The organism is Streptomyces sp. NPDC102274 (assembly GCF_044766385.1).
GTDB lineage: Bacteria > Actinomycetota > Actinomycetes > Streptomycetales > Streptomycetaceae > Streptomyces.
Genome location: NZ_JBIWLW010000005.1, coordinates 89,900 through 113,265, shown reverse-complemented (window position 1 = coordinate 113,265; position 23,366 = coordinate 89,900). Strand labels below are relative to the sequence as shown.

The 23,366-nt window shown below is 71.5% G+C and carries 20 protein-coding genes and 1 riboswitch; of the genes, 8 read left to right on the top strand and 12 right to left on the bottom strand.

Annotated features, from left to right (window positions below; all coding sequences use genetic code 11):
- The first annotated feature begins 202 nt into the window (after nt 1-202).
- The 3 genes from ACIRQP_RS09060 to ACIRQP_RS09050 all read left to right on the top strand — a co-directional run bounded on the left by ACIRQP_RS09060 (nt 203) and on the right by ACIRQP_RS09050 (nt 1,838).
- Complete coding sequence (locus ACIRQP_RS09060) at nt 203-472, top strand: hypothetical protein (protein WP_403885696.1); 270 nt, start codon at nt 203-205, stop codon at nt 470-472.
- Nucleotides 473-709: 237 nt separating this feature from the next.
- On the top strand, nt 710-1,594 hold the full coding sequence (locus tag ACIRQP_RS09055; RefSeq protein ID WP_403885693.1) for a helix-turn-helix domain-containing protein: 885 nt from the start codon (nt 710-712) through the stop codon (nt 1,592-1,594).
- Between the two features lie 13 nt (nt 1,595-1,607).
- On the top strand, nt 1,608-1,838 hold the full coding sequence (locus tag ACIRQP_RS09050; RefSeq protein WP_403885691.1) for a DUF397 domain-containing protein: 231 nt from the start codon (nt 1,608-1,610) through the stop codon (nt 1,836-1,838).
- Between the two features lie 163 nt (nt 1,839-2,001).
- Here ACIRQP_RS09050 and ACIRQP_RS09045 read toward each other — a convergent pair whose 3' ends face one another.
- The 6 genes from ACIRQP_RS09045 to ACIRQP_RS09020 all read right to left on the bottom strand — a co-directional run bounded on the left by ACIRQP_RS09045 (nt 2,002) and on the right by ACIRQP_RS09020 (nt 8,780).
- Nucleotides 2,002-2,754 carry a leucine-rich repeat domain-containing protein gene (locus tag ACIRQP_RS09045; RefSeq protein ID WP_403885688.1) on the bottom strand — a complete coding sequence of 251 codons (753 nt, stop codon included), beginning with the start codon at nt 2,752-2,754 and terminating at the stop codon, nt 2,002-2,004.
- 105 nt (nt 2,755-2,859) lie between these two features.
- Nucleotides 2,860-3,708 (bottom strand): ECF transporter S component, encoded by an 849-nt coding sequence (locus tag ACIRQP_RS09040; protein ID WP_403885685.1) that lies wholly within the window; start codon nt 3,706-3,708, stop codon nt 2,860-2,862.
- The gene (locus ACIRQP_RS09035) at nt 3,705-5,495 is read right to left on the bottom strand and encodes an ABC transporter ATP-binding protein (RefSeq protein ID WP_403885682.1); all 1,791 of its coding nucleotides are present in this window, start codon (nt 5,493-5,495) and stop codon (nt 3,705-3,707) included. The genes ACIRQP_RS09040 and ACIRQP_RS09035 overlap by 4 nt, the downstream gene beginning before the upstream one ends.
- Nucleotides 5,492-6,670, bottom strand: coding sequence for an energy-coupling factor transporter transmembrane component T (locus tag ACIRQP_RS09030; RefSeq protein ID WP_403885679.1), 1,179 nt, complete (start codon nt 6,668-6,670; stop codon nt 5,492-5,494). The genes ACIRQP_RS09035 and ACIRQP_RS09030 overlap by 4 nt, the downstream gene beginning before the upstream one ends.
- Nucleotides 6,667-7,383 carry an SCO2322 family protein gene (locus ACIRQP_RS09025; protein ID WP_403886349.1) on the bottom strand — a complete coding sequence of 239 codons (717 nt, stop codon included), beginning with the start codon at nt 7,381-7,383 and terminating at the stop codon, nt 6,667-6,669. The genes ACIRQP_RS09030 and ACIRQP_RS09025 overlap by 4 nt, the downstream gene beginning before the upstream one ends.
- 53 nt (nt 7,384-7,436) lie before the next feature.
- The gene (locus ACIRQP_RS09020) at nt 7,437-8,780 is read right to left on the bottom strand and encodes a prenyltransferase/squalene oxidase repeat-containing protein (protein WP_403885676.1); all 1,344 of its coding nucleotides are present in this window, start codon (nt 8,778-8,780) and stop codon (nt 7,437-7,439) included.
- Between the two features lie 129 nt (nt 8,781-8,909).
- A riboswitch (cobalamin riboswitch) is annotated at nt 8,910-8,977 on the bottom strand.
- A gap of 361 nt (nt 8,978-9,338) precedes the next feature.
- On the opposite strand from ACIRQP_RS09020, the gene ACIRQP_RS09015 reads away from it, so the two are divergent.
- Nucleotides 9,339-11,750 carry a lamin tail domain-containing protein gene (locus ACIRQP_RS09015; protein ID WP_403886346.1) on the top strand — a complete coding sequence of 804 codons (2,412 nt, stop codon included), beginning with the start codon at nt 9,339-9,341 and terminating at the stop codon, nt 11,748-11,750.
- A 124-nt stretch (nt 11,751-11,874) separates the two neighbouring features.
- Here the strand turns inward: ACIRQP_RS09015 and ACIRQP_RS09010 are convergent, their stop codons facing one another.
- Both ACIRQP_RS09010 and ACIRQP_RS09005 read right to left on the bottom strand, forming a co-directional pair.
- Complete coding sequence (locus ACIRQP_RS09010) at nt 11,875-13,110, bottom strand: S8 family serine peptidase (protein ID WP_403885673.1); 1,236 nt, start codon at nt 13,108-13,110, stop codon at nt 11,875-11,877.
- 158 nt (nt 13,111-13,268) lie between these two features.
- Nucleotides 13,269-13,877 (bottom strand): TetR family transcriptional regulator, encoded by a 609-nt coding sequence (locus ACIRQP_RS09005; protein ID WP_403885670.1) that lies wholly within the window; start codon nt 13,875-13,877, stop codon nt 13,269-13,271.
- A 259-nt stretch (nt 13,878-14,136) separates the two neighbouring features.
- Here ACIRQP_RS09005 and ACIRQP_RS09000 point away from each other — a divergent pair, with 259 nt between their 5' ends.
- The 4 genes from ACIRQP_RS09000 to ACIRQP_RS08985 all read left to right on the top strand — a co-directional run bounded on the left by ACIRQP_RS09000 (nt 14,137) and on the right by ACIRQP_RS08985 (nt 18,312).
- Nucleotides 14,137-15,543 (top strand): glycosyltransferase family 4 protein, encoded by a 1,407-nt coding sequence (locus ACIRQP_RS09000; protein ID WP_403885667.1) that lies wholly within the window; start codon nt 14,137-14,139, stop codon nt 15,541-15,543.
- Complete coding sequence (locus ACIRQP_RS08995) at nt 15,537-16,310, top strand: methyltransferase domain-containing protein (RefSeq protein ID WP_403885664.1); 774 nt, start codon at nt 15,537-15,539, stop codon at nt 16,308-16,310. Before ACIRQP_RS09000 ends, ACIRQP_RS08995 begins: the two co-directional genes overlap by 7 nt.
- 2 nt (nt 16,311-16,312) lie before the next feature.
- On the top strand, nt 16,313-17,446 hold the full coding sequence (locus ACIRQP_RS08990) for a prenyltransferase (RefSeq protein WP_403886343.1): 1,134 nt from the start codon (nt 16,313-16,315) through the stop codon (nt 17,444-17,446).
- Between the two features lie 77 nt (nt 17,447-17,523).
- Nucleotides 17,524-18,312 (top strand): maleylpyruvate isomerase family mycothiol-dependent enzyme, encoded by a 789-nt coding sequence (locus tag ACIRQP_RS08985; RefSeq protein ID WP_403885661.1) that lies wholly within the window; start codon nt 17,524-17,526, stop codon nt 18,310-18,312.
- Between the two features lie 94 nt (nt 18,313-18,406).
- Here the strand turns inward: ACIRQP_RS08985 and ACIRQP_RS08980 are convergent, their stop codons facing one another.
- The 4 genes from ACIRQP_RS08980 to ACIRQP_RS08965 all read right to left on the bottom strand — a co-directional run bounded on the left by ACIRQP_RS08980 (nt 18,407) and on the right by ACIRQP_RS08965 (nt 23,083).
- Entirely contained in the window at nt 18,407-19,201 is a 795-nt protein-coding gene (locus tag ACIRQP_RS08980; protein ID WP_403885658.1) for a hypothetical protein, read from the bottom strand.
- A gap of 258 nt (nt 19,202-19,459) precedes the next feature.
- Nucleotides 19,460-20,407 carry an N-acetylmuramoyl-L-alanine amidase gene (locus ACIRQP_RS08975; protein ID WP_403885655.1) on the bottom strand — a complete coding sequence of 316 codons (948 nt, stop codon included), beginning with the start codon at nt 20,405-20,407 and terminating at the stop codon, nt 19,460-19,462.
- 93 nt (nt 20,408-20,500) lie between these two features.
- Nucleotides 20,501-21,172 (bottom strand): class I SAM-dependent methyltransferase, encoded by a 672-nt coding sequence (locus ACIRQP_RS08970; RefSeq protein ID WP_403885652.1) that lies wholly within the window; start codon nt 21,170-21,172, stop codon nt 20,501-20,503.
- Between the two features lie 120 nt (nt 21,173-21,292).
- Nucleotides 21,293-23,083 (bottom strand): MFS transporter, encoded by a 1,791-nt coding sequence (locus ACIRQP_RS08965; RefSeq protein WP_403885649.1) that lies wholly within the window; start codon nt 23,081-23,083, stop codon nt 21,293-21,295.
- Nucleotides 23,084-23,366 lie beyond the last annotated feature (283 nt).

Genomic DNA, 23,366 nt, shown 5'->3' with positions numbered 1-23,366 from the left:
GTTGCGAGCCGGTGCCGGGCCTCCCCAGAGGACTCCTCCCCCAGGCACCCACAAGCAGCACTTGTGATTCCGGGGCGGGGGACGTTGTGGCTGCCGGCGCGTTCGATGTCCTCGCGGCGGCTCTTGCCCTCGCGCAGCCGATCGGCCCGCAGGCCGCCACGCCAGTCAGGAACGCCGATCGGTCGTGTCAGGCAGCTTGTGGATGGGCGCAGTTGTCAGTATCGGGCGGTGTGAGCCACACCAGCCGAGGGGAGCAATCGTCTGCCCGCCCGAAGTACCGCATGACACGTTCCGCCGACGCGAGCCGCCACCGGCTGCCGCCACCGATACGGACGACCTCGGCTTCCCCACTCTCGTACGCCAAGCCCCACGCGACGACGACCGCGTCCGCGTCCTCCGTACCGACGCGGTACTCCTCTGGGGCGCGGTGTCGCGTACGAGTTCGTACACCTCCCGCTCGTACACCTCCTGATCGAAATCGAACGGCTTCAGGGCAGGGTCCTGCGGCGATACGGTCATCGAAATCCCCTGTCGGCAGAAGAGTTACGCCCATCCGGCTGCTGCCGTTGGGCATGGCGAGGTCGAGACGCTTTGCGACGTGGCCAGTTGGAGTGGCCTGACTCACACCGTAGCGAGCAAGGTAGTATCTAGTCCACCTTCCATAAGGGTGATACTGCCCCTTGTCGCTCGTACAGGTACTCGCGCATCCATGCGTGCGAACCAGAAGAGGACGGCAACGATGCCCCCGAGCAAGCTCCCGCCAACGATCCGGCAACGGCGCCTGGGTGCCGAGCTTCGGCGCTTGCGTGAACTCGCGGAGCTGTCCGCCACGGAGGCGGGACGGCTGCACGGCACGACGCAGTCGCGGATCAGCAACGTCGAATCCGGTGGCTATCCGGTGAGCGCGGACCGCGTGCGGACGCTGGCGCGGCTGTACGGCTGCGTGGACCAACCGCTCATCGACGCGCTCACGAGCATGACCGGCGGACGGACGCGTGGGTGGTGGGACGAGTACCGCGAGATCCTCCCCGCGGAGTTCCTGGACCTTGCGGAATTGGAGCATCACGCGGTGGCCATGCGTGTCGCCTGTGCGATTCATCTGCCCGGACTTCTACAGACCACGGACCACGCCCGCGCCCTCTTCAAGGACGCCGTGCCGTCCTTCGATCCGCCGGAGATCGAGCACATGCTCTCGTTCCGGATCAAGCGGCAGGCGGTGATCTACGGGAAGCAGCCGACGCCCTTGTCGACGGTCATCCATGAGGCCGCTCTGCGCATGGGTTTCGGCGGCCCGAAGGTGGCGCGGGCCCAACTGGAGCACCTGTTGGACATGAGCGAGCGCGAGCACATTACTGTCCGCGTCACCCCGTTCGGCACCGGGAGCTATCCAAGCGCCGGATCGGGCATCATCTACCTCGGGGACGCGGTGCCTCAGCTCGACACTGCGCAGCTCGATACTGATTTGGTCTCGTACTACGTGGGCGCTCAGCCTCAACTGGCCAGGTACCGGGCGGTGCTGGACCGGCTGGAGGGAACCGCGCTCACGCCGAAAAAGTCCCGGGACCTGATTCATAACATCGCGCAGAGCATGTGATGAGGTAGAGAGCATGTCCACCTACGACTGGCAGAAGTCTTCCTACAGCGCAAACGCCGGCAACTGCGTCAACGTCGCCGCAGCAGACGACGGCACCATCAAGATCCAGGAGAGCGACGAGCCGGACACCGTCGTCACCACGACCCCCGAAAAGCTCCGCGCCTTCATCCTTGGCGTCAAAGCAGGCGAGTTCGACCACTTCGTTGACGTAGAAACAGGCGCCGACGCCATAGCGCCGCAGTAAGAGGCCGCCCCACCTCATTGCGCGGCCTCTAAGCGGGCTCAGGTCGGTAGCCGCCATTTCGGTCTGTCCGAGGGGCGGAAGGAACCGGGTGCGCCGGCTTGGAGAGGCGCGGGAGTCGGGGTAGGGCGGGTCCAGGTAGCGGGGGGTGCGGGGTGGGGGGGACTTAGCTCAGGACGACGCACCCGCGATCTTCCAGCGCGTCGAGCACGCGGGACTCGGGCTCGAAGTCGTTCCAGCGCAGATCCAGCTTCTCCAGCGAGGGCAGCGGAGAGGGTCGCGAGGAGAAGCGCGGGGCGAGCCAGTCCGGCAATCCGCGGAGACGGTTGCCCCGCAGATCGAGCTGCCGGAGCAGAGGGAGCGCGGCCAGTGACTCCGGCAGCTCGGTGAGCGCGTTCTCCCGAAGGTCCAGGTGACGCAGCTCGGTGAGCCTGGCGACGGAATCCGGCAGCCGCTCCAGTACGTTCCCGCGCAGCCACAACTCGCGCAGCGCACGAAGCCGTCCGATGGTGCGGGGCAGCGCCGTCAGCTTGTTGTGCTGGGCGCGCAGCTCCATCAGCGAGGCCATGTCACCGATGGTGTCAGGGAGTTCGGTGAGGCGGTTCTCGCCGACGTTGAGGTAACTCAGTCCGGTCAGTCGCCCGAGGAGTGAAGGCGACAGCTCCGTCAGCCGGTTGTCGTGCAGGTAGAGACAGCCGGTGAGCGTGGGCAGCTCACCGATCCGGTCCGGCAGGGCGGCGAGTTCGTGGTGTCCCAGGTCCAGGGTGCGCAGCTGCCGCAGCCGCCCGATCTCGGGCGAGATCTCGGTCAGCTCGTTGTCCGCGAGAATCAGCACCCGCAACTCGGCCCGCTCCCACACGGCCTCCGGGACCACGCCGAGCTTGTGCCGCCACAGATCCAGCTTCAGCGTCTCTGCCATGTCCCCGCGCCTCCACACGCCGAATGCCGATCGAACCCGCATCGCGGAGCACCCTATGGCGCGCTGCAGTGGAGCGGGGTGGCCCGGACTCGGGGTGGCCCGGACTCAGCGCGAGTCGGCCTCCGGGTCCTCGAACCGCGCCTCCGCCTCGAACGCGGCCCGGCGTGTCGCCCTCCGCAGCGCCTTGAGCACCGTCGCGCCGATCGTCAGGGTCAGGACGACCGTCAGCGCCGCCCGGCCCAGGTCCCAGCCGAACGACGTCGCCGCGCAGTACGCCAGGAAGCGCGCCAGATTGTCGTGGACTGCATCGCCCGGATGGAAGGAGACGCCGGACGAGAGCCCGCCGAGATACGTCCACCCCTGAAGGTTCATGACCGTGCCGTACGCGAACGCCGCGAACGCCCCGTACAGCGCCAGCATCAGCGACTCGGCGCGGCCCCGCAGCCGGTCGGGGCCCGGCAGCAGCCCGGCGCCCATCGTGAACCAGCCCATCGCCAGCATCTGGAACGGCATCCACGGCCCGACCCCGCCGGTGAGCAGCGCGGACGCGAACATCGTGACCGAGCCGAGGACGAAACCGAAGCCCGGCCCGAGGACCCGGCCGCTCAGCACCATCAGGAAGAACATCGGCTCAAGTCCCGCCGTACCGGCCCCCAGTGGCCGCAGCGCTGCCCCGACGGCGGCCAGCACCCCCAGCATCGCCACCGCCTTCGCGTCCAGCCCGGAATCGGCGATCGTCGCGACGACGACGCCGACGAGGAGCGGGAGCAGCGCGGCGAAGAGCCACGGCGCGTCCTGGGAGTGCGCGAGACCGGACGCGCGGTCGGCGAGCAGTGGCCAGCCGAAGGCGACCACCCCGATCGCGCTGATGAGGGCGAGGGCACAGACCGCGCGAGGGCCGAGCCGTACGGCGCGCGCCCGTACGGCGCGCGCCCGGGGGACGGGCGGCGTCATTCCGTCCCCTCCTGTTCCCGCGCCGTGGCTCCGGTGGCTCCCGTAGCCCCCGTGGTCTTCGTTGCCCCGGTGGCCGTCGCCGCCAGTGCCGTACGGACCTGACTCACCGTCAGCCACTCCTGCGGTGCCATGACCTTCGCCACCTGCGGCGCGAAGGCCGGCGACGAGACCACCACCCGGGACGTCGGGCCGTCCGCCACGATCTCGCCGTCGGCCAGGATCACCACCCGGTGCGCCAGCTCCGCGGCCAGCTCGACATCGTGGGTCGCCAGGACGATCGCGTGCCCCTCGGCCGCCAGCACGCGCAGCAACCCGACGAGACGGGCTTTCGCCGCGTAGTCCAGGCCGCGCGTCGGCTCGTCCAGGAGCAGCAGCGGTGGCCGTCCGGTCAGGACGACCGCGAGGGCCAGCGCCAGCCGCTGCCCCTCGGACAGATCGCGCGGATGCGTCGCGTCCGCCACCTCGGGCAGCAGCTCATGGACGAGCGCACGGCACCTCCCGGGCGCCGCGCCCGCGTCGCTGTCCGCCGCCGCGCACTCGGCCGCGACCGTGTCGGCGTACAGCAGATCGCGCGGTTCCTGCGGTACGAGACCGACGTGCCGGATCAGCTCGCCCGGCTGGGTACGGTGCGGGGCGCGGTCGCCGACGAGGACGGATCCGGCGGCCGGCGCGACCATCCCGACCAGGGCGGACAGGAGCGTGGACTTGCCCGCGCCGTTACGGCCCATCAGCGCGATGGTCTCGCCGGGCGCGACGGTCAGCGAGACCTCGCGCAGCGCCTCGGTCCGGCCGCGCCGTACCGTGAGACCGGTGACGACGGCGAGCGGCCCGGTGCGGTCGGGGGATCCGTCCCGCGCCGTCGTCGCGCGGCGGCGCAGGATTCTGCCGAGCGGGGTACGTGCGACCGTCGCCGCCGGGGGAGCGACTCTCCCCGTACCCTCCACCGGCTCCGGTTCCCGGTCCGGTTCCCGACCCGCCAGCCGCTCCCGCAGATCCGCCGCCCCGCGCCGCGCGTCCCGTACGGACAGGGGCAGCGGCTGCCAGCCCGCCAGCCGGCCCAGCGCCACCACCGGCGGATACACCGGCGACATGGCCATGATCCGCTCCGGGGCCCCGACGACCGGGGCCTGTCCGGGGCCCGGCAGCAGGATGACCTGGTCCGCGTACTGCACCACCCGCTCCAGCCGGTGTTCGGCGAGCAGGACCGTCGTACCGAGGTCGTGCACCAGCCGTTGCAGCACGGCGAGGACCTCCTCCGCCGCCGCCGGGTCGAGCGCCGAGGTCGGTTCGTCCAGCACCAGCACCCTGGGGTGCGGGGTCAGTACGGAACCGATCGCGACCCGCTGCCGCTGCCCGCCCGAGAGCGTGGCGATCGGCCGGTCGCGCAGCTCGGCCAGGCCCAGCAGGTCGAGCGTCTCCTCGACGCGGCGCCGCATCACATCGGGCGCCAGGCCCAGCGACTCCATGCCGTACGCCAGCTCGTCCTCGACGGTGTCGGTGACGAAGTGCGCCAGCGGGTCCTGGCCCACCGTGCCGACCAGATCGGCGAGTTCGCGCGGCTTGTGGGTACGGGTGTCCCGGCCGCCGACGGTCACCAGGCCGCGCAGCAGACCGCCGGTGAAGTGCGGGACAAGTCCGGACACCGTCCCCAGCAAAGTCGACTTGCCGACCCCGGAGGGGCCGACGAGCAGGACGAGTTCGCCCTCGGGCACGGTGAGATCGACCCCGTCGATCGCGGGCGCCGGGGCATCGCCGTACGTCACCGACACCTGCTCGAACCTGATCACGACGCCGTCTTTCTCTGTGCGGGAACCGCGGTGGGTCCTGGGGAGCCTCGGGGGCCCGGCGGTACGGGCGCGACGAACGCGGGCAGCAGTCCGAGCAGCGCCCCCGCCGCCGGCCAGAGCGGCAGCACCGGCGCCACCAGTGGGACGACACCGGGGTGCAGCGCCGCGGGATCGGTGGCCCCCGCCCGGATCATCAGCGCCGCGACGGCCGCGCCCGACCCCGCCACCAGCCAGGAGCGGACGCCCCAGCGGTCGGGACGGTAGCGGGTACGGACCGAGCGTCGGCCGCCGAGCCACAGCCCGGCCAGCGCGGCGGCCAGCCCGGCGCCCAGCAGCGGCAGCCCGTAGCCCGCGCCCTCGGCGGCGAGCAGCGCGTACGAACCGGCGCAGACGCCCAGCAGCCCGCCGAGCATGAGCGCGGTGGTGGTGTGCCGTACGGTGCGCGGGACCTCGGCCGTACGTCCGTAGCCACGGGCGTCCATCGAGGCGGCGACCGCCACCGAACGCTCCAACGCGCCCTCCAGGACCGGCAGTCCGATCTGGAGCACCGCACGGACCCCGCCGGTGGGCCGGCCGCGCAGCCTGCGGGCGGTACGCAGCCGCCCGACATCGGCGACCATGTTCGGCGCGAAGGTCATGGCGACGACGACGGCGACCCCGGCCTCGTACAGCGCGCCCGGCAGCGACTTGAGCAGCCGGGCCGGGCTCGCGAGCGCGTTCGCCGCGCCCACGCAGATCAGCAGCGTGGCCAGCTTCGCGCCGTCGTAGAGCGCGAAGACCAGCTGCTCGGCCGTCACCCGGCCACCGATCCGTACCCCCGCCGCCCAGTCGGGGAGCGGTACTTCGGGCAGGGTGACCAGGACGCGCTCGCCGGGGACCGGAGAGCCGAGGAAGACCGAGAACAGCAGCCTGATGACGATCACGGCCAGCCCCAGCTTGATGAACGCGCCGTACGAACGGGCCCAGGGCGCGTCGGTACGGCGGGCCGCCACCACATAGCCCGCGACCCCGACCAGCAGCCCGAGCAGCAGCGGGTTGGTCGTACGGGACGCGGCGACGGCCAGCCCGAGCGCCCAGAGCCACCAGGCCCCGGCGTGCAGGGCGTTGGAGCGGTTCGCCCCGGGCGCGCGCAGGGCGCTGGGACGCTTCGAGGAGCGGTGTACGACGCGGTTCATCCGCGTGCGCGGCGGGCCCGCCAGAAAGCGGCGGCGGCGAGGACGACCACCGCGGCGATCCCGGCGAAGAGGCCGAAGGACGGACCGTCACCGTCATGCGTGGTGCGGGAGGCGACCAGGGTCGGGTTGCCGCTGCCGGTCATGCCACCGGCTGTCAGCTCCGAGGGGTACGCCGGTGGCGGCGTCTGTGTCCGCGTGGACGGCGGAGTCGGCGCCGGCTCCGTCCCGCCGTCCGCCGCCACCTGCTCGCCGCACCCCGAGGCCGGATAACCGGAGATGGCGCAGAGCAGCGCCTCGCTGCTGTACCGCAGCGGCTTCGCCACCGCCGCGAGCGCCTCCGCGCTGGTCGCGTCCTCGCCCACCCGGGCGCACTCCGCCCGGAGCGCGGGCGGTTTCTCCCCGGCCGGGGCGTCGGCGCCCGTACCGGAGTCGATGACGACGGCGATCCGCTTGTGGCCGTCCCGCGCGGGGGTGGCACCGCACACCGCGGCGAAGTCCGGTGCCTCGCGCGGCCGGTCCGCGTCCCCGCTGTCCGCGCTCACCGCGAAGCGGAAGCCGTTGACCGCGCCGTCGGCGGGCCGCGCCGTGGCCGGGCCCTGGGTCGCGTACGTCCACTTCGCGCCGTCGCTCTCCCAGAACGACCAGTAGCGGTAACCGGCCGCCCGGGACGTCCCCGCCCCGGCGACGACAGCGCCCAGCGCGAGAACCACCAGACAGACAAAGGTCCGTATAAGGGGGTACGGCGGGGCGGAAGCGCGGGCGCGGATCACGGCCGGACGGACTTTGTGCGGATGCTGATCCGGAAGCCGATGTAGCAGGCCACGACCAGCCCCATCACGATGAGCCACAGGACGGCGCGCCCGCCGTTGTCGACGCTCGTGCTCGCCGCCGCGGCGGGCGAGGCCGGTACGGCGACGGCCTTCGGCGCGGGCCCGGTCGCGTTCAGCCGCTGCACGAGGTCGATACCGCCGAAGTTGCGCGGATCCGTCTCCGTGGCATGGGCGGCGAGGATCAACTGCGCGTAGGCGGCGGGGCCGTTCTCCTCCGCCCACGCCCCGCTGTTCTGCTTCAGCCACTCCAGCGCCCGGTTGGCCTGGTCCCCGTAGCCGGTGGCCGTCAGGGCCAGTACCGCTTCCGCCGTGTTCCCGATGTCGGGCAGCGGCGCGCTGTCGTCGGCGCCGGGCATCGGCGGCTGGTCGAGATGGCCGGTGGCCGCGAGTACGGACGCCAGATAGGCGGCGCCGTTACGGGCGGCGCGCTCCGGCGCGAGGTCCGCCGCGGGGACACAGGCCGGCGCGGGGCCCGCCTTGACGGGACCGCTCACCAGCCGCTTGCCGACCCCGGCGAGCACGGCCGCCGCGGTGGCGTCGTCGTTGGCGGACAGTTTCCCCGACGGGTCCGGCTGGTAGGCGAAGGCACCGGCGTCCGCGCCCGACGCGGTGGCACACGGGATCGAGAGACCCACCAGCGCGTCGTAGGCGTGCTTCCCCTCGGAGGACCGTACCGCCGTGGGCCGTACCCCGGCGGCGGTCAGCGCACCGATCACCAGCGAGGTGGAGTTGGTGTCGCTCGGGGTACCGGGGGTGTAGCTCCAGCCGCCGTCCTTGTTCTGTACGGATCGCAGCCAGGCGATCCCCTTGTTCATGGCCGGCCGCTGCCCGCCGAGCGTGGAGAGCGCCTGGATGGCCGCCGCGGTGGCGTTGGAGTCGACCGCCGTCTTCGCGTCGCAGGGGCCGGCGGGCTTGGGACGGTACGCGGGGAACGCGCCGTTGGCGCACTGCTGCCCCTTCAGCCAGGCCACCGCCTGGTTCGCGGGCCGGACGCGCGCCGCGAACTGGCCCAGCATCGCCAGCGACTGCCGCCAGACCCCGTCGTACGTCGGGTCCTTCTCGCCGTACAGGCCCGGCGGGATCTCGACCGGCGCCGGCTCGGCCGGAGCGGACTCGGCCGGCGAGGGGGCGGGCGGAGAGGCGGCGGGCGCCGGATCGGCGGACGGGGACGAGCCGGGGGCGGCCGGCACATCGCCGCCCGCGACGGCGGCCGGAGCGAGCGCCACACAGAGCACGGCGGATGCGGCGAGCGCCGCTGCGCAGCGGCGGACGGTGGTCATGGCGGGCGGGGCCTCTCCTGCGGGAGCCGGGCGCGGGCACACCAGCGGCCCCTCCCGGCAGCGTATTCCTCGACGATGCCGGCCACCGGTGGCTTCCGATGGCACGAGCCGGTCACGACCGCGTACGGAGCATTCCGGCTCGCCACCGGGAAGGCGGCTCACGGCTGCGGGTCAGCGCCGGTTTCGCACCGGCTTCCCTCCATACGGGCATGATGACGACTCGGCCACTCTACCGGCCCCCGCTCCCCCTCACCCGGCCGGATGCCCGGGGAACCTCTTCGAACGGACGGCGCCACTTCCACAACACGGCGCGGTTCCACGCCCGCCACGCCACCCTGTTCTCCGACAACCAGATTAAATCCGGCGAACAGTCGGGAAACACTTGTCATTTGGCGGACGCGAAGTCTTGTTGCGGCTCTGTCTACGCGCGTATCTTGAGCCGACTTCCAGGGTTCTCACACTTCGTGCGCTTCTCGCACACCTCGTACGTATCGCACGTCTCCCACACATCACGTTCGCAAGGAAGAGCTCACCGTGTCCCCATCCATACCCCCGGCCCTGCGCGGCCGGCGTGCCAAGGCGATCGCCGTGGCGCTCCCGGTCGGCCTGGCCGGATCGCTCATCGCGCTTCCGTTCACCGCTCAGGCGACGCCGTCCCCGGACGCAGTCATCTCCGAGGTCTACGGCGGCGGCGGGAACTCCGGTGCCACCCTCACCAACGACTTCATCGAGCTGGGCAACGCGGGTGACGGTCCCTTCGACCTCACCGGCTGGTCCGTCCAGTACCTGAGCGGCTCGCCCACCTCCAGCTCCAAGTGGCAGGTCACCGAGATCACGGGCGCCATCCCCGCGGGTGGCAGGTATCTCGTCGAGGAGGCCAAGGGGGCCGGCGGCGACACCCCGCTGCCCGCCGCCGACGCGACCGGCACCATCGCGATGTCGTCGAGCAGCGGCACCGTCGCGCTCGTCCACTCCACCACCCCGCTGACCTGCCTGACCGCCGCCGACTGCGTGGCCGACACGAACGTCAAGGACCTGGTCGGCTTCGGCACCGCCACCGTCCGGGAGACCTCGCCCGCCACCGGCGCCGACAACACCCATTCGGTGGCCCGTGGCGTGGCGCTCGCCGACACGGACACCAACTCCGCCGACTTCACCGGCGCGACGCCGTCCCCACGCAACAGCGCGGGCGCGGGCGACGGTGGCGACGAGCCGTCCCCCACCCCCTCGCCCACCAACACCACCCCCGGCGAGCTGCGGATCCACGACATCCAGGGCACCACCCGGATCTCCCCGGAGGCGGGAAAGACCGTCACCAACGTGCCGGGCGTGGTCACCGCGATCCGCGCGACCGGCTCCTCGCGCGGCTTCTGGATCCAGGACACCGCGCCGGACGACAACCCGGCCACCAGCGAGGGCGTCTTCGTCTTCACCGGCTCGGCCACCCCGCAGGTCAAGGTGGGCGACTCGGTCCTGGTCACCGCCAAGGTCAGCGAGTACTACCCGGGCGGCCAGAGCTCGGGCGCCCAGTCACTCACCGAGCTGACCGGTGCGACGACCGTCGTCCTCTCCTCCGGCAACCCGCTGCCGGCGGGCGAGCTGATCGACGCCAGGACGCTGCCCGAGACGTACGCGCCGAAGGTGAAGGGTCTCAGCATCGAGCCGCTCGCGCTGAAGCCCGACCGGTACGCCCTGGACTGGTTCGAGTCCCGCGAGGGCATGGTGATCCGGATCGGCGACAGCCGGGTCGTGGGCGCCTCCAACACCTACGGCGAGACCTGGGTCACCACCAAGCCCAAGCAGAACCCGACCCCGCGCGGTGGCACCGTCTACCCCTCGTACGACGAGGTGAACTCGGGCCGTCTGCTGGTCACTTCACTGACCGGCGCCAAGCCCGCGGCCAATGTGGGCGACACCCTCGCCGGTACGACCGCCGGTCCGCTGGACTACTCCAGCTACGGCGGATACGGCCTCCAGGCGAGCACCCTGGGTACGGTCAGGTCCGGCGGCATCAAGCCGGAGGTGGCCAAGAAGGGCAGGACCGACGAGCTGTCGGTCGCCACGTACAACGTCGAGAACCTCGACCCGACCGACCCGCAGGCCAAGTTCGACCGGCTGGCCGAGGGCATCGTCAAGAACCTCGCCACGCCGGACATCGTGAGCCTGGAGGAGATCCAGGACAACAACGGCGCCAAGGACGACGGCACGGTCGCCGCGGACAAGACCCTCGCGCAGTTCGTCGCCGCGATCCAGGCGGCGGGCGGCCCGGCGTACGACTGGCGCTCCGTCGACCCGGTGGACAAGACCGACGGCGGCGAGCCGGGCGGCAACATCCGTAACGTCTTCCTCTTCAACCCGAAGCGGGTCGGCTTCGTGGACCGGCCCGGCGGTGATGCCACCACCGCCACCAAGGTCGTGACCACCGGCACGAAGGGCAAGGACATCACGCTGTCCGCGTCCCCGGGCCGGATCAACCCGACCTCGGACGCCTGGAAGACCAGCCGCAAGCCGCTGGTCGGCGAGTTCACCTTCCGCGGCGAGCAGGTCTTCGTGATCGGTAACCACTTCAATTCCAAGGGTGGTGACCAGCCGACGCACGGCGCCTTCCAGCCGCCGACCCTCGGCTCCGAGACCCAGCGTCTGTCCCAGGCGAAGGAGGTCCACGACTTCGTCTCCGGCCTGCTCGCCAAGGACAAGAAGGCCAAGGTCGTCGTCCTCGGCGACCTGAACGACTACCAGTTCTCCAAGCCGCTCACCACCCTCACCCAGGGCAAGGTCCTCATCGACCTGATGGACAAGCTGCCGAAGAACGAGCGCTACAGCTACGTCTACGACGGCAACTCGCAGACCCTGGACCACATCCTGGTCAGCCCCGCCGTCAAGCAGCCCGCGTACGACGTGGTGCACATCAACGCGGAGTTCGCCGACCAGGCGAGCGACCACGACCCGCAGGTCGTCCGCATCAAGTGAGCCGTCGTCATCACCTGAGCCGTCCCCTCGGCTGAACCGTGGCGTGTACGCATCTCGCGTACACGCCACGGTCGCGTCGGATCGCCCTGGGATCGTCTTCGGGTCGCCTTGGAGACCGCGCGGATCAGAGACCGCCGGTGTGGAGAAGACGGTTGGGCGAGCCGCCGCTGATGGGGAACACGATGTCCTCGGTGGTCTGCTCGGTGAGCCAGTCGGCCACCTCCTTCGGGGCGGCGGACGGGTGCTTCTCCTTGTAGAGGGCCGCGACCCCGGCGACATGGGGGCTGGCCATGGAGGTGCCGTTCAGCGGGACGGAGCCGCCGCGGAGCCTGGCGGAGACGATGGCGACGCCGGGGGCGTACGTCTCCAGACAGGTGCCGCGGTTGCTGAACCGGGCCTCCTGGTCCCCACTGTCGGTCGCGCCGACGGTGTAGACACCCGAGGCGCGGGCGGGGGAGATGCCGCAGGCGTCCACCGCGTCATTGCCGGCCGCGACGACGGGCAGCACGCCCCGCGCCGCGACGGCGTTGACCGCCGTGTCGATCGCGCTGGACGAGGAGCCGCCGAGAGAGGCGTTGAGGACCGCGGGCTGCCTGGCGTTCTTGGCCACCCAGTCGAGGCCCGCGATGACCCCGGCCCAGGTGCCGCTGCCCTTGCAGTCGAGCGTACGGACGCTGACGAGGGAGGCCGCGCGGGCCACGCCGTAGTTCTTGCCGCCCGTGGTGCCCGCGACATGTGTGCCGTGGCCGTGGCAGTCCTGGCCCAGGCGTCCGTCGGCGATGGCGTCGAAGCCGACGGTGGCGCGACCGCCGAACTCGCTGTGGGCGGTCTCGATTCCGGTGTCGACGATGTACGCCGTGACGCCCTTGCCGGTGCCGTTCACCGTGAACTGTCCGTTGAGCGGCAGTCTCCGCTGGTCGATCCGGTCCAGTCCCCAGCTCTGCGCGGGTACCCGCTCCCGCGCGGTATCGGGCTGTTCCGGCCCCGCGTGCTCGGCCCGCCACTGTCCGGGCCTGGTCGACGTCGGGCTGACGGTGACCCTGCTGTTCTCCTCGATGGCCTGGACGGCCGGGAGCGCGCGCATCTGGGACAGCTGGGTCGGGGAGAAGGCGGCGGTGAAACCGTGCAGGACCTTGTCGTACGTGAACAGGGGGGTGAGACCGAACTGCCGCAGGACGCCGGCCGCCGAGAACCCGGACGTGAGGGTGACGATGTACTGACCGGGGACCGCGTCGGAGGAACGCTCGACCGGGACGAGGTTCTCCCGGGGTTCGGCCGTGGCGTCGGTGCCGCCGGCGCCGCTGATCAGAGGGGCGAGCAGCAGAACGGCGGCGGATGTCCAGCGCGCGCTGAGACGCATACATGCTCCTTGGGTGACGGGAATCGCTCGCGGTCGGAGTGGACCCGCGAGGTACGAACACCCGTCCTTCGTCAACAACACACGCGCTGCTTGAGCGATGACCGCCGGATGGAGCAACCCGGATGGAGCAACAAGGCCCGGCGAGTACTGACGGGTCGTCAGGTCGTCAGGTCGATCAGCCGGCAGACCGTCTCGATGTCCGACTTCACCTGCGCGATCGTGGCCCGGCCCGAGAGCCAGGTGATCAGGGCCGCGTGCCAGGTGTGCTCGATGACACGTACGGCGGAGAGCTGCTCGGGCGTCGGGCCCTGCGGACCGATGGACGGGCCGATCGCGTCGAGGATGATCGCGGTCGTCCGTCCGATGACCCGGTCCACCTCGTCGCGCACCCCACGGTCCGCGAACGTCAGCGCCCGTACCATCGCGTCGGCGAGATACGGATCCCGCTGGAGCGCGCGCAAGGCCCGGAGCAGCGTCTCGGACACCCGCTCGGCCGGACTGTCGCTCGCGGGCGGCCTCTTGCGCAGCGTGGTGTGCAGATGCTCCAGCTGGTCCTGCATCGTCGCGACCAGCAGATGGACCTTCGAGGGGAAGTAGCGGTAGAGCGTCCCGAGGGCGACCCCGGCCTCCTCGGCGACCTCACGCATCTGTACGGCGTCGAAACCGCCCCGGCAGGCCAGCAGGGTGGTGGCGTCCAGGATCCGGCGGCGCCGGGCTTCCTGGCGGCGCGTCAGCGGGGGTGACGCCGGTTTGACTTCCGCTGCCATCTGCCCCACTCCATTGAACGCATCCGACCACTCCATCGAACGCGTCCGATGAACGCGTCCGAACGCTTCGCCGCCTCCGGAGCGCACAGCATGGCAGACACCCGCCGTGGCATGAATCACCTGCTCCGGCGGGTGCCGCGACGCTACCTGCCGGTAAATTCGAAGCCGTGAACGAACAACTCTGAAACTTGTTCTAGATTGTCGACAGCGGTTACGCTCCGGCGAAAACGCGCAGAGCGCAGTGAGAAGGGGGCCGAGAGTGACCGCTGAGGCCATAGAAGCGGACACCGGACCGGGGCCCCGGGGCGGTGGCGACCGTCCGTCGGAGAGCGGTGGCGACCGGCCCTTGCGTATCGCCCTTCTCAGCTACAAGGGAAACCCGTTCTGCGGCGGCCAGGGCGTCTACGTCCGGCACTTGTCCCGTGAACTCGCCCGCCTCGGACACAGCGTCGAGGTCATCGGCGCCCAGCCGTATCCCGTACTCGACGAGGGCATACCGCTCACCGAGCTGCCCAGTCTCGATCTCTACCGGCAGCCCGATCCGTTCCGCACACCGGGACGCGACGAGTTCCGCGACTGGATCGACGGCCTGGAAGTCGCCACGATGTGGACCGGCGGCTTCCCGGAGCCGCTGACGTTCTCGCTCCGGGCCCGGCGCCATCTGGCCGCCCGCGCCGGGCAGTTCGATGTCGTCCACGACAATCAGACGCTCGGATACGGCCTCCTCGGCGACCTCGGCGCCCCTCTGGTCACCACCATCCACCACCCCATCACCGTCGACCGGCGGCTGGATCTGGACGCGGCCGAGAACTGGCGCCGCCGGGCTTCCGTACGCCGCTGGTACGGCTTCACCCGTATGCAGAAGCGCGTCGCCCGGCGGCTGCCCTCGGTGCTCACCGTCTCCGGCTCCTCCAAGCAGGAGATCACCGACCATCTCGGGGTACGGGCCGACCGTATCGAGGTCGTCCACATCGGCGCGGACACGGAGCTGTTCTCGCCGGACCCGGCCGTGCCCGAGGTCCCGGGCCGGATCGTCACCACCTCCAGCGCGGACGTCCCCCTCAAGGGCCTCATACATCTCATCGAGGCCCTAGCCAAACTCCGCACCGAACACCCCGGCGCCCACCTGGTCGTGGTCGGCAGACGGGCCGAGGACGGCCCGGTCGCCCAGGCCATCGAACGGTACGGGCTCGAAGACGCCGTCGAGTTCGTCAAGGGCGTCTCCGACGCCGAGCTGGTCGATCTGGTCCGCGGCGCGCGGATCGCGTGCGTACCGTCCCTGTACGAGGGGTTCTCGCTGCCCGCGGCCGAGGCGATGGCCACCGCGACCCCGCTCGTCGCCACCACCGGTGGCGCGATTCCCGAGGTCGCGGGCGTGGACGGGGAGACCTGTCTGGCCGTACCCCCGGGCGACGCGGGCGCGCTTGCACTCGCCCTCGGCCGGCTGCTCGACGACCCGGAACTGCGCGCCAGGCTGGGTGCGGCGGGCCGCGAGCGGGTGCTGGAGCGCTTCACCTGGGCCAGGGCCGCGCAGGGCACGGCCGAGCTGTACCGCGCGGCGATCGCCCGGTCGTCGAAAGCCGGCTCGCCGAACGTCCGCTCCTCGAAAGCCGGCCCTTCGGCCGCCCGCCCCTCCGACCGCGAAAGCAGGACGACCCTGTGCTGACCGTGGACTTCACCCGCTTCCCGCTCGCCGCGGGTGACCGTGTGCTCGATCTGGGGTGCGGCGCGGGCCGGCACGCCTTCGAGTGCTACCGGCGCGGCGCTCAGGTCGTGGCCCTCGACCGGAACGGCGAGGAGATCCGCGAGGTCGCCAAGTGGTTCGCCGCGATGAGGGAGGCGGGGGAGGCCCCCGAGGGCGCCACCGCCACCGCGATGGAGGGCGACGCGCTCCAACTGCCGTTCCCCGACGCGTCCTTCGACGTCGTCATCATCTCCGAGGTCATGGAGCACATCCCCGACGACAAGGGCCTCCTGGCGGAGATGGTGCGCGTGCTGCGTCCCGGCGGACGGATCGCCGTGACCGTGCCCCGGTACGGCCCGGAGAAGGTGTGCTGGGCGCTCTCGGACGCGTACCACGAGGTCGAGGGCGGCCATATCCGTATCTACAAGGCCGATGAACTGCTCGGCAGGATGCGGGAGGCCGGGCTCAAGCCGTACGGCACGCACCACGCGCACGCGCTGCACGCGCCGTACTGGTGGCTCAAGTGCGCGTTCGGGGTCGACAACGACAAGGTGCTGCCCGTGCGCGCTTACCACAAGCTGTTGGTCTGGGACATCATGAAGAAGCCCCTCGCGACCCGGCTCACCGAACAGCTGCTCAACCCTGTCGTGGGGAAGAGCTTCGTGGCCTACGCGACCAAGCCGAAGCTGCCGGCCGTGTCCGCGTCGGCCGTGTCCGCGTCGTCCGCGTCCGCGGCGGCCTCCCAGTGACCTTGGCCGACCGTGGCCCCGGCGCCGCGGAACACCTCGTCCTGCCCGGAGTCCTCACCGCCGAGCAGGCCGCCGAGACGGTCGCGGGCATCCTGGCGGCGCAGCGCCCGGACGGCGCGATCCCGTGGTTCCGCGGACACCATCTCGACCCCTGGGACCACATCGAGGCGGCCATGGCGCTGGACGCCGCGGACGAACCCGAGGCGGCGGCGCGGGCGTACGAGTGGCTGGCCAGGAACCAGAACGAGGACGGCTCCTGGTACGCGGCGTACGCCGACAGCACGTCCTGCGCCGACAACACGTCGTACCCCGACAGCACCTCCTACGCCGACACCGCCGCCATGCCGCCCGGCGACCGGGGCCGCGAGACCAACTTCTGCGCCTACGTGGCCGTCGGCATCTGGCACCACTATCTGGCCACCGGTGACGACGCGTTCCTCGACCGGATGTGGCCCGTCGTCCACGCGGCGATCGAGTTCGTCCTCGCACTCCAGCAGCCCGGCGGCCAGATCGGCTGGAAGCGCGAGGCGGACGGCCGGGCCGTCAACGACGCGCTGCTGACCGGGTGTTCGTCCGTGCACCAGGCGCTGCGCTGCGCGCTCGCGATCGCCGAGGAACGTGAGGAGCCGCAGCCCGACTGGGAGTTGGCGACCGGCGCGCTGCGGCACGCGATACGGGACCACCCCGAGCGGTTCCTCGACAAGAGCGCCTACTCGATGGACTGGTACTACCCCGTGCTCGGCGGCGCGGTGACGGGAGCGCGGGCCACGGCGCGGATAGCGGCCAACTGGGACCGCTTCGTCGTACCGGGCCTGGGTGTGCGCTGTGTGCTGCCCAACCCCTGGGTGACCGGCGGCGAGAGCTGTGAACTCGCCCTGGCGCTCTGGGTGATGGGGGAGTCCGACCGGGCGCTTGAGGTCCTCCAGTCCATCCAGCATCTGCGCGCGGAGGGCGGGATGTACTGGACGGGGTACGTGTTCGAGGGCCGTCGGGCCTTCTGGCCAGAGGAGCTCACCACCTGGACGGCGGGGTCGCTGCTGCTGGCGGTGGCCGCCCTCGGAGGAGACGAGGCGACCACCGCGGTGTTCGGCGGCGAACGGCTGCCGCTCGGCCTGGAGCCGGACTGCTGCCGCTGATCGGTCGTCGCCGGCCGGCGACCGGCGCGGCGGAAACCCGCTGTCCGCCGGTGACGCGAGTGCTTAGGGTGCGTCGTATGACGCTTCTGGGGCACGACCGGTACTGCGACGAGATCACCCTACAGACCGATCTGCTGCGGGCGGTGACCGTCGGCGCCGATCTCTCCGCGCGGGTGCCGAGCTGCCCGGAGTGGACGCTGAGCCAGCTCGCGCGTCATGTGGGCGGAGCGCACCGCTGGGTCGAGGCGATCGTAAGGACCCGGGCGGAACGGGACATTTCGGAGGACCAGGTCCCGGACGCCGGGGGGCCCGCCGGTGACGACCCGGCGGCGCTGGACGCCTGGCTCGCGGGCGGGGCGGCGAAGCTGGTCGGCGCCCTGCGGGAGGCCGGGCCCGGCGCCGGCGTGTGGAGCTGGGGCTGGGAGCGTACGACCGATTTCTGGGCGCGCAGGATGACCCACGAGACGGTGATCCACCGGGCGGACGCGGCGCTGGCCGCCGGGGTCCCGTTCGAGGTCGCGCCGGATGTCGCGGCGGACACGATCGACGAACTGCTCCAGTTGGTGGGGTTCGCCGCGGCCTCCGGGGATCCCGAGGCCGCCGAGCTGCGCGGCCCCGGACGCACCCTGCACTTCCATGCCACGGACGCACCCGGCGGAGTGGACGCCGAGTGGCTGGTCGAGTTCGGGGAAGAGGGCTTCGGCTGGCGGCGCGGCCACGAGAAGGCGACGGTCGCGCTGCGCGGCCCGCTCGCCGACGTGCTGCGGGTCGTCTACCGGCGGCTGCCCGTGGACAGCGACCGCGTCGAGGTGCTGGGCGACACGAAGCTGCTGGACTTCTGGCTGGAGCGCACCTCGTTCGGCTGACCGGCGGCCTCCGACACGGCGGCGCACGACGACGGCCCCCCCGCCTTCCGGTGGGGGGGCCGTCGTCGTACCGCTGTGACGGTGTGGCGCGTGATCAGCCGCGCTGTATGCCGGACGTGTCCTGGAGGACTCCGCGGCGGCCGTCCTGCGTCTGGGCCACCAGACCGGGACCGCGCTGCTCGACCGCGAGGTACCAGGTGCCGGGGGCGAGCTCGGCGATCGGGGACGACGAGCCGTCCTCGCCGAACAGCGGGCGGGCCACCGGTACGGCGAACCAGAACGGCGAGAAGTCACCGGCGGGAGCGGCGCCGCCCTGCGAGGGCGCGCTCGGCTGCGGAGCCGCCGCGGGCTGGCCGGACTGGGCGCCGTACGGCTGCGGCTGGCCCTGCGTACCGTACGGCTGCTGGCCGACCGGGTAGCCGTACCCCTGGCCGGGGATGCCCGGCTGCCCGCCGTAAGGCTGCGGGGTCTGCGGCTTCGGGGCGCCGATGAGGGCGACCTTCAGGGCCGGGACGATCGGAGTGGCGACGGCGGCGCCCGCCAGGACCAGCGCGGCGATGAAGCCGAGGATCAGACCGCTGCCCGCGCTGCCGTCACCGAGCAGGTACCAGAGGCCCGTCCAGGCCGCGAAGACCGACAGGGCGACACCGAACTGACCGAGGTCGAGTCCCGCGACCTTCCGCGGCTGGGGCAGCGCGCGGGCGGTGACGATCAGCGCCGCGGCGATGACTCCGGCCAGATGGATGCTCATCACGACGCCCAGCAAGTCCCAGGCTTTCACGCCAGTGCTGAAGCTGGACTCGTAGAAATTGAGGAACGAGGCGATGAAGAGCAACACCGCTGCTCCGATCACCACGCCGTCGCCTCGAGTGAGGGAGCGGATGTTCACGTGAAAAGTCCTTCGTCTGTCGTCTAAGTCGGGGCGGTCGTCGCGGCCGCCGGTCAGGCGGTACACGGTGCGAAGCTCGGGGGCGGCTCCCTATCGTACGGATGAATGTATCGTCTCCCCGTTCCGGCCGTCTGCCGGGTATCGGGGGCCGGTACAAGCCCGTTACGCGGGTCCCTGGGCGGAGTTCACCACTCCCGTCTCCTGCGCACCGCCCGGTTCACCGCTCCCGTTCATCTCGCCCGCTCACCCCTCCTGTGGTCACTTCTTCAGGAATCCGCGGATTCCGTCCGCCAGCCCCTGAGCCGCCTTCTGTCGCCATTTCGCGTCGGTGAGCAGCTTGGCATCCGACGAATCGCGCATATTGCCGCATTCGATGAAGACCTTGGGCACGGTCGACAGATTCAGCCCGCCGAGGTCCACGCGTACGTCGAGACCCGTACCCTCGCCCAGATAGTTGGCGGGGGCGCTGCCGGTCTCGCGGGCGAAATCGCCCACGATATGTTCACCGAGATCGCGCGAGGGGCCGACGATGGCCGTGGTGTCCGCGCCTCCGCCCTTGACCCGGGCGGGGAGGATGACATGGAATCCGCGATTGCCGGGAGCCGATCCGTCCGCGTGGACGGAGACCGCGGCATCGGCCTTGGCCGTGTTCCCGATACGGGCGCGCTCATCGACGCACGGGCCGTAAGGGCGCTCGTTGTCGTGGGTGAAGGTGACCGTCGCGCCCTCTTTCCTGAGCAGATCGCGCAGGCGGTGGGAGACGTCGAGGGTGAACTCGGCCTCGGAGTAGCCGGCGTTGGTGGAGGTGCCGGTGGTGTCGCATTCTTTGGTGGTTGTTCCGATATCCACCGGCTCATTGATCTCGGCGGTGTGGTCGCGATTGCGCGGATTGTGGCCGGGGTCGATGACCACGACCTTGCCCGTGAGCGGTCGGGCGGCGGCGGAGGGCTCGGCCGGGGCGGTGCCACCGGGAACGTCGTCGTCCCGGGTCTCACCGGCGGAGGAGGGGGCGGACGCGGTGGCCGCCGAGGCGGAGGAGGTGGCGCCGGCCGCGGACGCGGCGTCCGGGCCGCCGTCCGGGCCGCTCATCCCCTGCCAGACGAGCCATCCCGCCACGGCGGTCGGCACCAGTGCGGCGACCGCGACGGTGAGGTTGCTCCGGCCGGAACGGCGGCGGGTGGGCTGCTGACTCTCGTCGTACGACACCGTCGCGATGGTAGACCGTCGATCGATCGGGGCGAAGCGGAAGACACGGTTCGGTAACGCGTCCCCCGGACCGTCCCCCGATCGCCGGACAGTTCAGGACGCGGGCCCGGGGCGCGGCGGTCGGATTCCCGGTGCCGTACGGCGCAGGACGCGCAGCGAGTCGGTCACCGACACCTCGGTGAAGGCGCCGGACGCCAGGGCCCGGAGGTAGACGCGGTACGGGGCCTGCCCGCCGGCCGCCGGGTCGGGGAACACGTCGTGGATGACGAGCAGCCCGCCCTCGGCGAGACGCGGGACCCAGCCCTCGTAGTCGCCGTTGGCGTGCTCGTCGGTGTGGCCGCCGTCGATGAAGACGAGCCCGAGCGGACCGCCCCAGACCTTCGCGACCCGCGGCGAACGGCCGACGACCGCGATCACCGAATCCTCCAGGTCCGCCGCCCGGAGCGTGCGGCGGAACGTCGGGAGCGTGTCCATCAGACCGGTGTCCGGGTCGACGACGGACGGGTCGTGGTACTCCCAGCCGGGCTGCTGCTCCTCGCTGCCGCGATGGTGGTCGACGGTGACGGCGACCGTGCCGGCCGCGCGCGCGGCGGCGGCCAGCAGCAGGGTGGAGCGCCCGCAGTAGGTGCCGATCTCCAGGAGCGGCAGCCCGAGCGCGCCCGCCTCGACGGCCGCCGCGTACAGGGCGAGCCCTTCATGGACGGGCATGAACCCCTTGGCGGCCTCGAAGGCCGCGAGGATCTTCGGCGCGGGTGCCGGGGGCATCGGCTCTCCTGGTGCGGGTGCGATGAGTGGTGCGGAGCGTGGCACGAACCGTGGTGCGGAGCGTGGCCGCCCATGCTGCCGCACACCCCCGGCGGGGCGGCTGCCGGGGGTGATGGCGGGTCAGGGGGCGACGGTGGTACGGCGCTCCCGCGCGCCCTGCGCGAGGACCAGATCGACATCGACCGGCACGCCGTCGCCGGGGTACTCCGCCGGGAGCGCGTGCGGCGCGTATCCACTGGCCGTTCCGGCCAGTACGTACCGTCCGCCGGACGGGGGCAGCAGCGCGTAGCGGCCCTCCTCGTCGGCGGTGGCGCGGCCCGCCTGCCGGCCCCGGGCGTCGATGAGCGTCACGTTCGCCCACGCGACCGGCATGCCGTCCGTGTCCACCACCTGTCCGCGGAACCCGCCCGACCCGGCGACCAGCGTGGGACGCGTGGTCCGGTCGGCGTCGGCCGCCAGGGGCTGCTGTCCCGGCGCGGACCGCTGCGCCGAGCGCCGCGACGGCAGGAACGCGGCCAGCACCAGGCCGACGATCACCGCGCCTGTCGCGATGAGGAACGAGATACGGAATCCGTCCATGCTGGGGACCGCGACGCCCCCCGTCCGGATCGAGGTGTGCGCCAGCACCATGCCGATCACCGCGCTCGACACCGAGGTACCGATGGAGCGCATCAGGGTGTTCAGACCGTTGGCCGCGCCGGTCTCCGACGGGTCGACGGCGCCGATGATCAGTGCGGGCAGCGAGGAGTACGCGAGTCCGATACCGGCGCCCACGACGACCGAGATGACGATGGTCTGCCAGGCGGCGCTCATCAGGCCGAGACCCGCTCCGTACCCGATCCCGATGATCAGCAGGCCGAGCATCAGCGAGACCTTGGGTCCGCGCCGGGCGGAGATCCGGGCGTAGACGGGCGCGGTGAACATCATCGTCAGACCGAGCGGCGCCACGCACAGACCCGCCACCACCATCGACTGGCCCAGGCCGTAGCCGGTGGAGGCGGGCAGCTGGAGCAGTTGCGGGAGGACGAGCGAGATCGCGTAGAAGGCGACACCGACCATGATCGAGGCGAGGTTGGTGAGCAGCACCTCACGCCGGGCGGTGGTACGCAGATCGACCAGCGGGGCGGCGCTCCGCAGCTCCATCACGCCCCACAGCAGCAGGATGGCCACCGCCAGGCCGAACAGGCCGAGCGTGGTCGATGAACCCCAGCCCCAGTCGCTGCCCTTGGTGATCGGCAGCAGGAGCGAGACGAGTCCGGCGGACAGCCCGATCGCGCCGAGCCAGTCGAAGGTGCCTTTGGCCCGTACCGACGACTCCGGTACGTACCGGACGGTCAGCAGCATCGACAGCACGCCGAGCCCGGCCGCGCCGAAGAACAGCGCGTGCCAGTCGGCGTTCTGGGCGACCAGGGCGGCGGCCGGCAGCGCGAGCCCGCCGCCGACGCCTATGGACGAGCTCATCAGCGCCATCGCCGAGCCGAGCTTCTCGCGCGGCAGCTCGTCGCGCATGATGCCGATGCCGAGGGGTATCGCGCCCATCGCGAAGCCCTGGAGCGCCCTGCCGACGATCATGATGACCAGATCGTCGGTGAATCCGCAGATCAGCGAGCCGACCACCATGACGGCGAGGCTGGCGAGCAGCATCCGCCGCTTGCCGAAGAGATCGCCGAGCCGCCCCATGATCGGGGTGGAGACGGCGCCGGCGAGCAGGGTCGCGGTCAGGACCCAGGTGGCGTTGGAGGGCGTCGTGCGGAGCAGGACGGGCAGGTCCTTGATGACAGGAACGAGCAGGGTCTGCATCACCGCGACGGTGATGCCGGCGAAAGCGAGGACGGGAACGACCCCGCCGGGCGCACGGGTCGACGGATCCGGGAGCTCCCCGGCGTACTGATCGGTCGTCGTCTGTGGCATATGTGCGTCCTCCGGGCAGGAACTAAGGGCAGCTGAGAGTGCGTGACGTCAGGTGGATGCAGGATGAAACCTTCCATCCCGCCCCGATATTCCGGCGAACGCGATGCGAACGGCACCGGAAGAGGACGCCGGTCCTTTCCGCCGGTTTCCTGACGCTCCGTCAGAGGTGGGACACGCGCCCCCGGCTCTGCCCTGGGCGAATCTGCCACGGGCCGAGAACCCTTGGGCGGGCACCCGACGGGACCGAGAGTGGAGTGACCGCGGTCACCACGCCGGCCGCGCC

What these genes read in the sequence shown, in the direction of transcription:
- ACIRQP_RS09055 (WP_403885693.1), top strand. Translation starts at nt 710, where the DNA reads ATGCGTGCGAACCAGAAGAGGACGGCAACGATGCCCCCGAGCAAGCTC.
- ACIRQP_RS09010 (WP_403885673.1), bottom strand. Translation starts at nt 13,110, where the DNA reads ATGCGTCTCAGCGCGCGCTGGACATCCGCCGCCGTTCTGCTGCTCGCC.
- ACIRQP_RS09040 (WP_403885685.1), bottom strand. Translation starts at nt 3,708, where the DNA reads ATGACGCCGCCCGTCCCCCGGGCGCGCGCCGTACGGGCGCGCGCCGTA.
- ACIRQP_RS09005 (WP_403885670.1), bottom strand. Translation starts at nt 13,877, where the DNA reads ATGGCAGCGGAAGTCAAACCGGCGTCACCCCCGCTGACGCGCCGCCAG.
- ACIRQP_RS09045 (WP_403885688.1), bottom strand. Translation starts at nt 2,754, where the DNA reads ATGGCAGAGACGCTGAAGCTGGATCTGTGGCGGCACAAGCTCGGCGTG.
- ACIRQP_RS09020 (WP_403885676.1), bottom strand. Translation starts at nt 8,780, where the DNA reads ATGACCACCGTCCGCCGCTGCGCAGCGGCGCTCGCCGCATCCGCCGTG.
- ACIRQP_RS08965 (WP_403885649.1), bottom strand. Translation starts at nt 23,083, where the DNA reads ATGCCACAGACGACGACCGATCAGTACGCCGGGGAGCTCCCGGATCCG.
- ACIRQP_RS09030 (WP_403885679.1), bottom strand. Translation starts at nt 6,670, where the DNA reads ATGAACCGCGTCGTACACCGCTCCTCGAAGCGTCCCAGCGCCCTGCGC.
- ACIRQP_RS09050 (WP_403885691.1), top strand. Translation starts at nt 1,608, where the DNA reads ATGTCCACCTACGACTGGCAGAAGTCTTCCTACAGCGCAAACGCCGGC.
- ACIRQP_RS08970 (WP_403885652.1), bottom strand. Translation starts at nt 21,172, where the DNA reads ATGCCCCCGGCACCCGCGCCGAAGATCCTCGCGGCCTTCGAGGCCGCC.
- ACIRQP_RS08985 (WP_403885661.1), top strand. Translation starts at nt 17,524, where the DNA reads ATGACGCTTCTGGGGCACGACCGGTACTGCGACGAGATCACCCTACAG.
- ACIRQP_RS09060 (WP_403885696.1), top strand. Translation starts at nt 203, where the DNA reads ATGGGCGCAGTTGTCAGTATCGGGCGGTGTGAGCCACACCAGCCGAGG.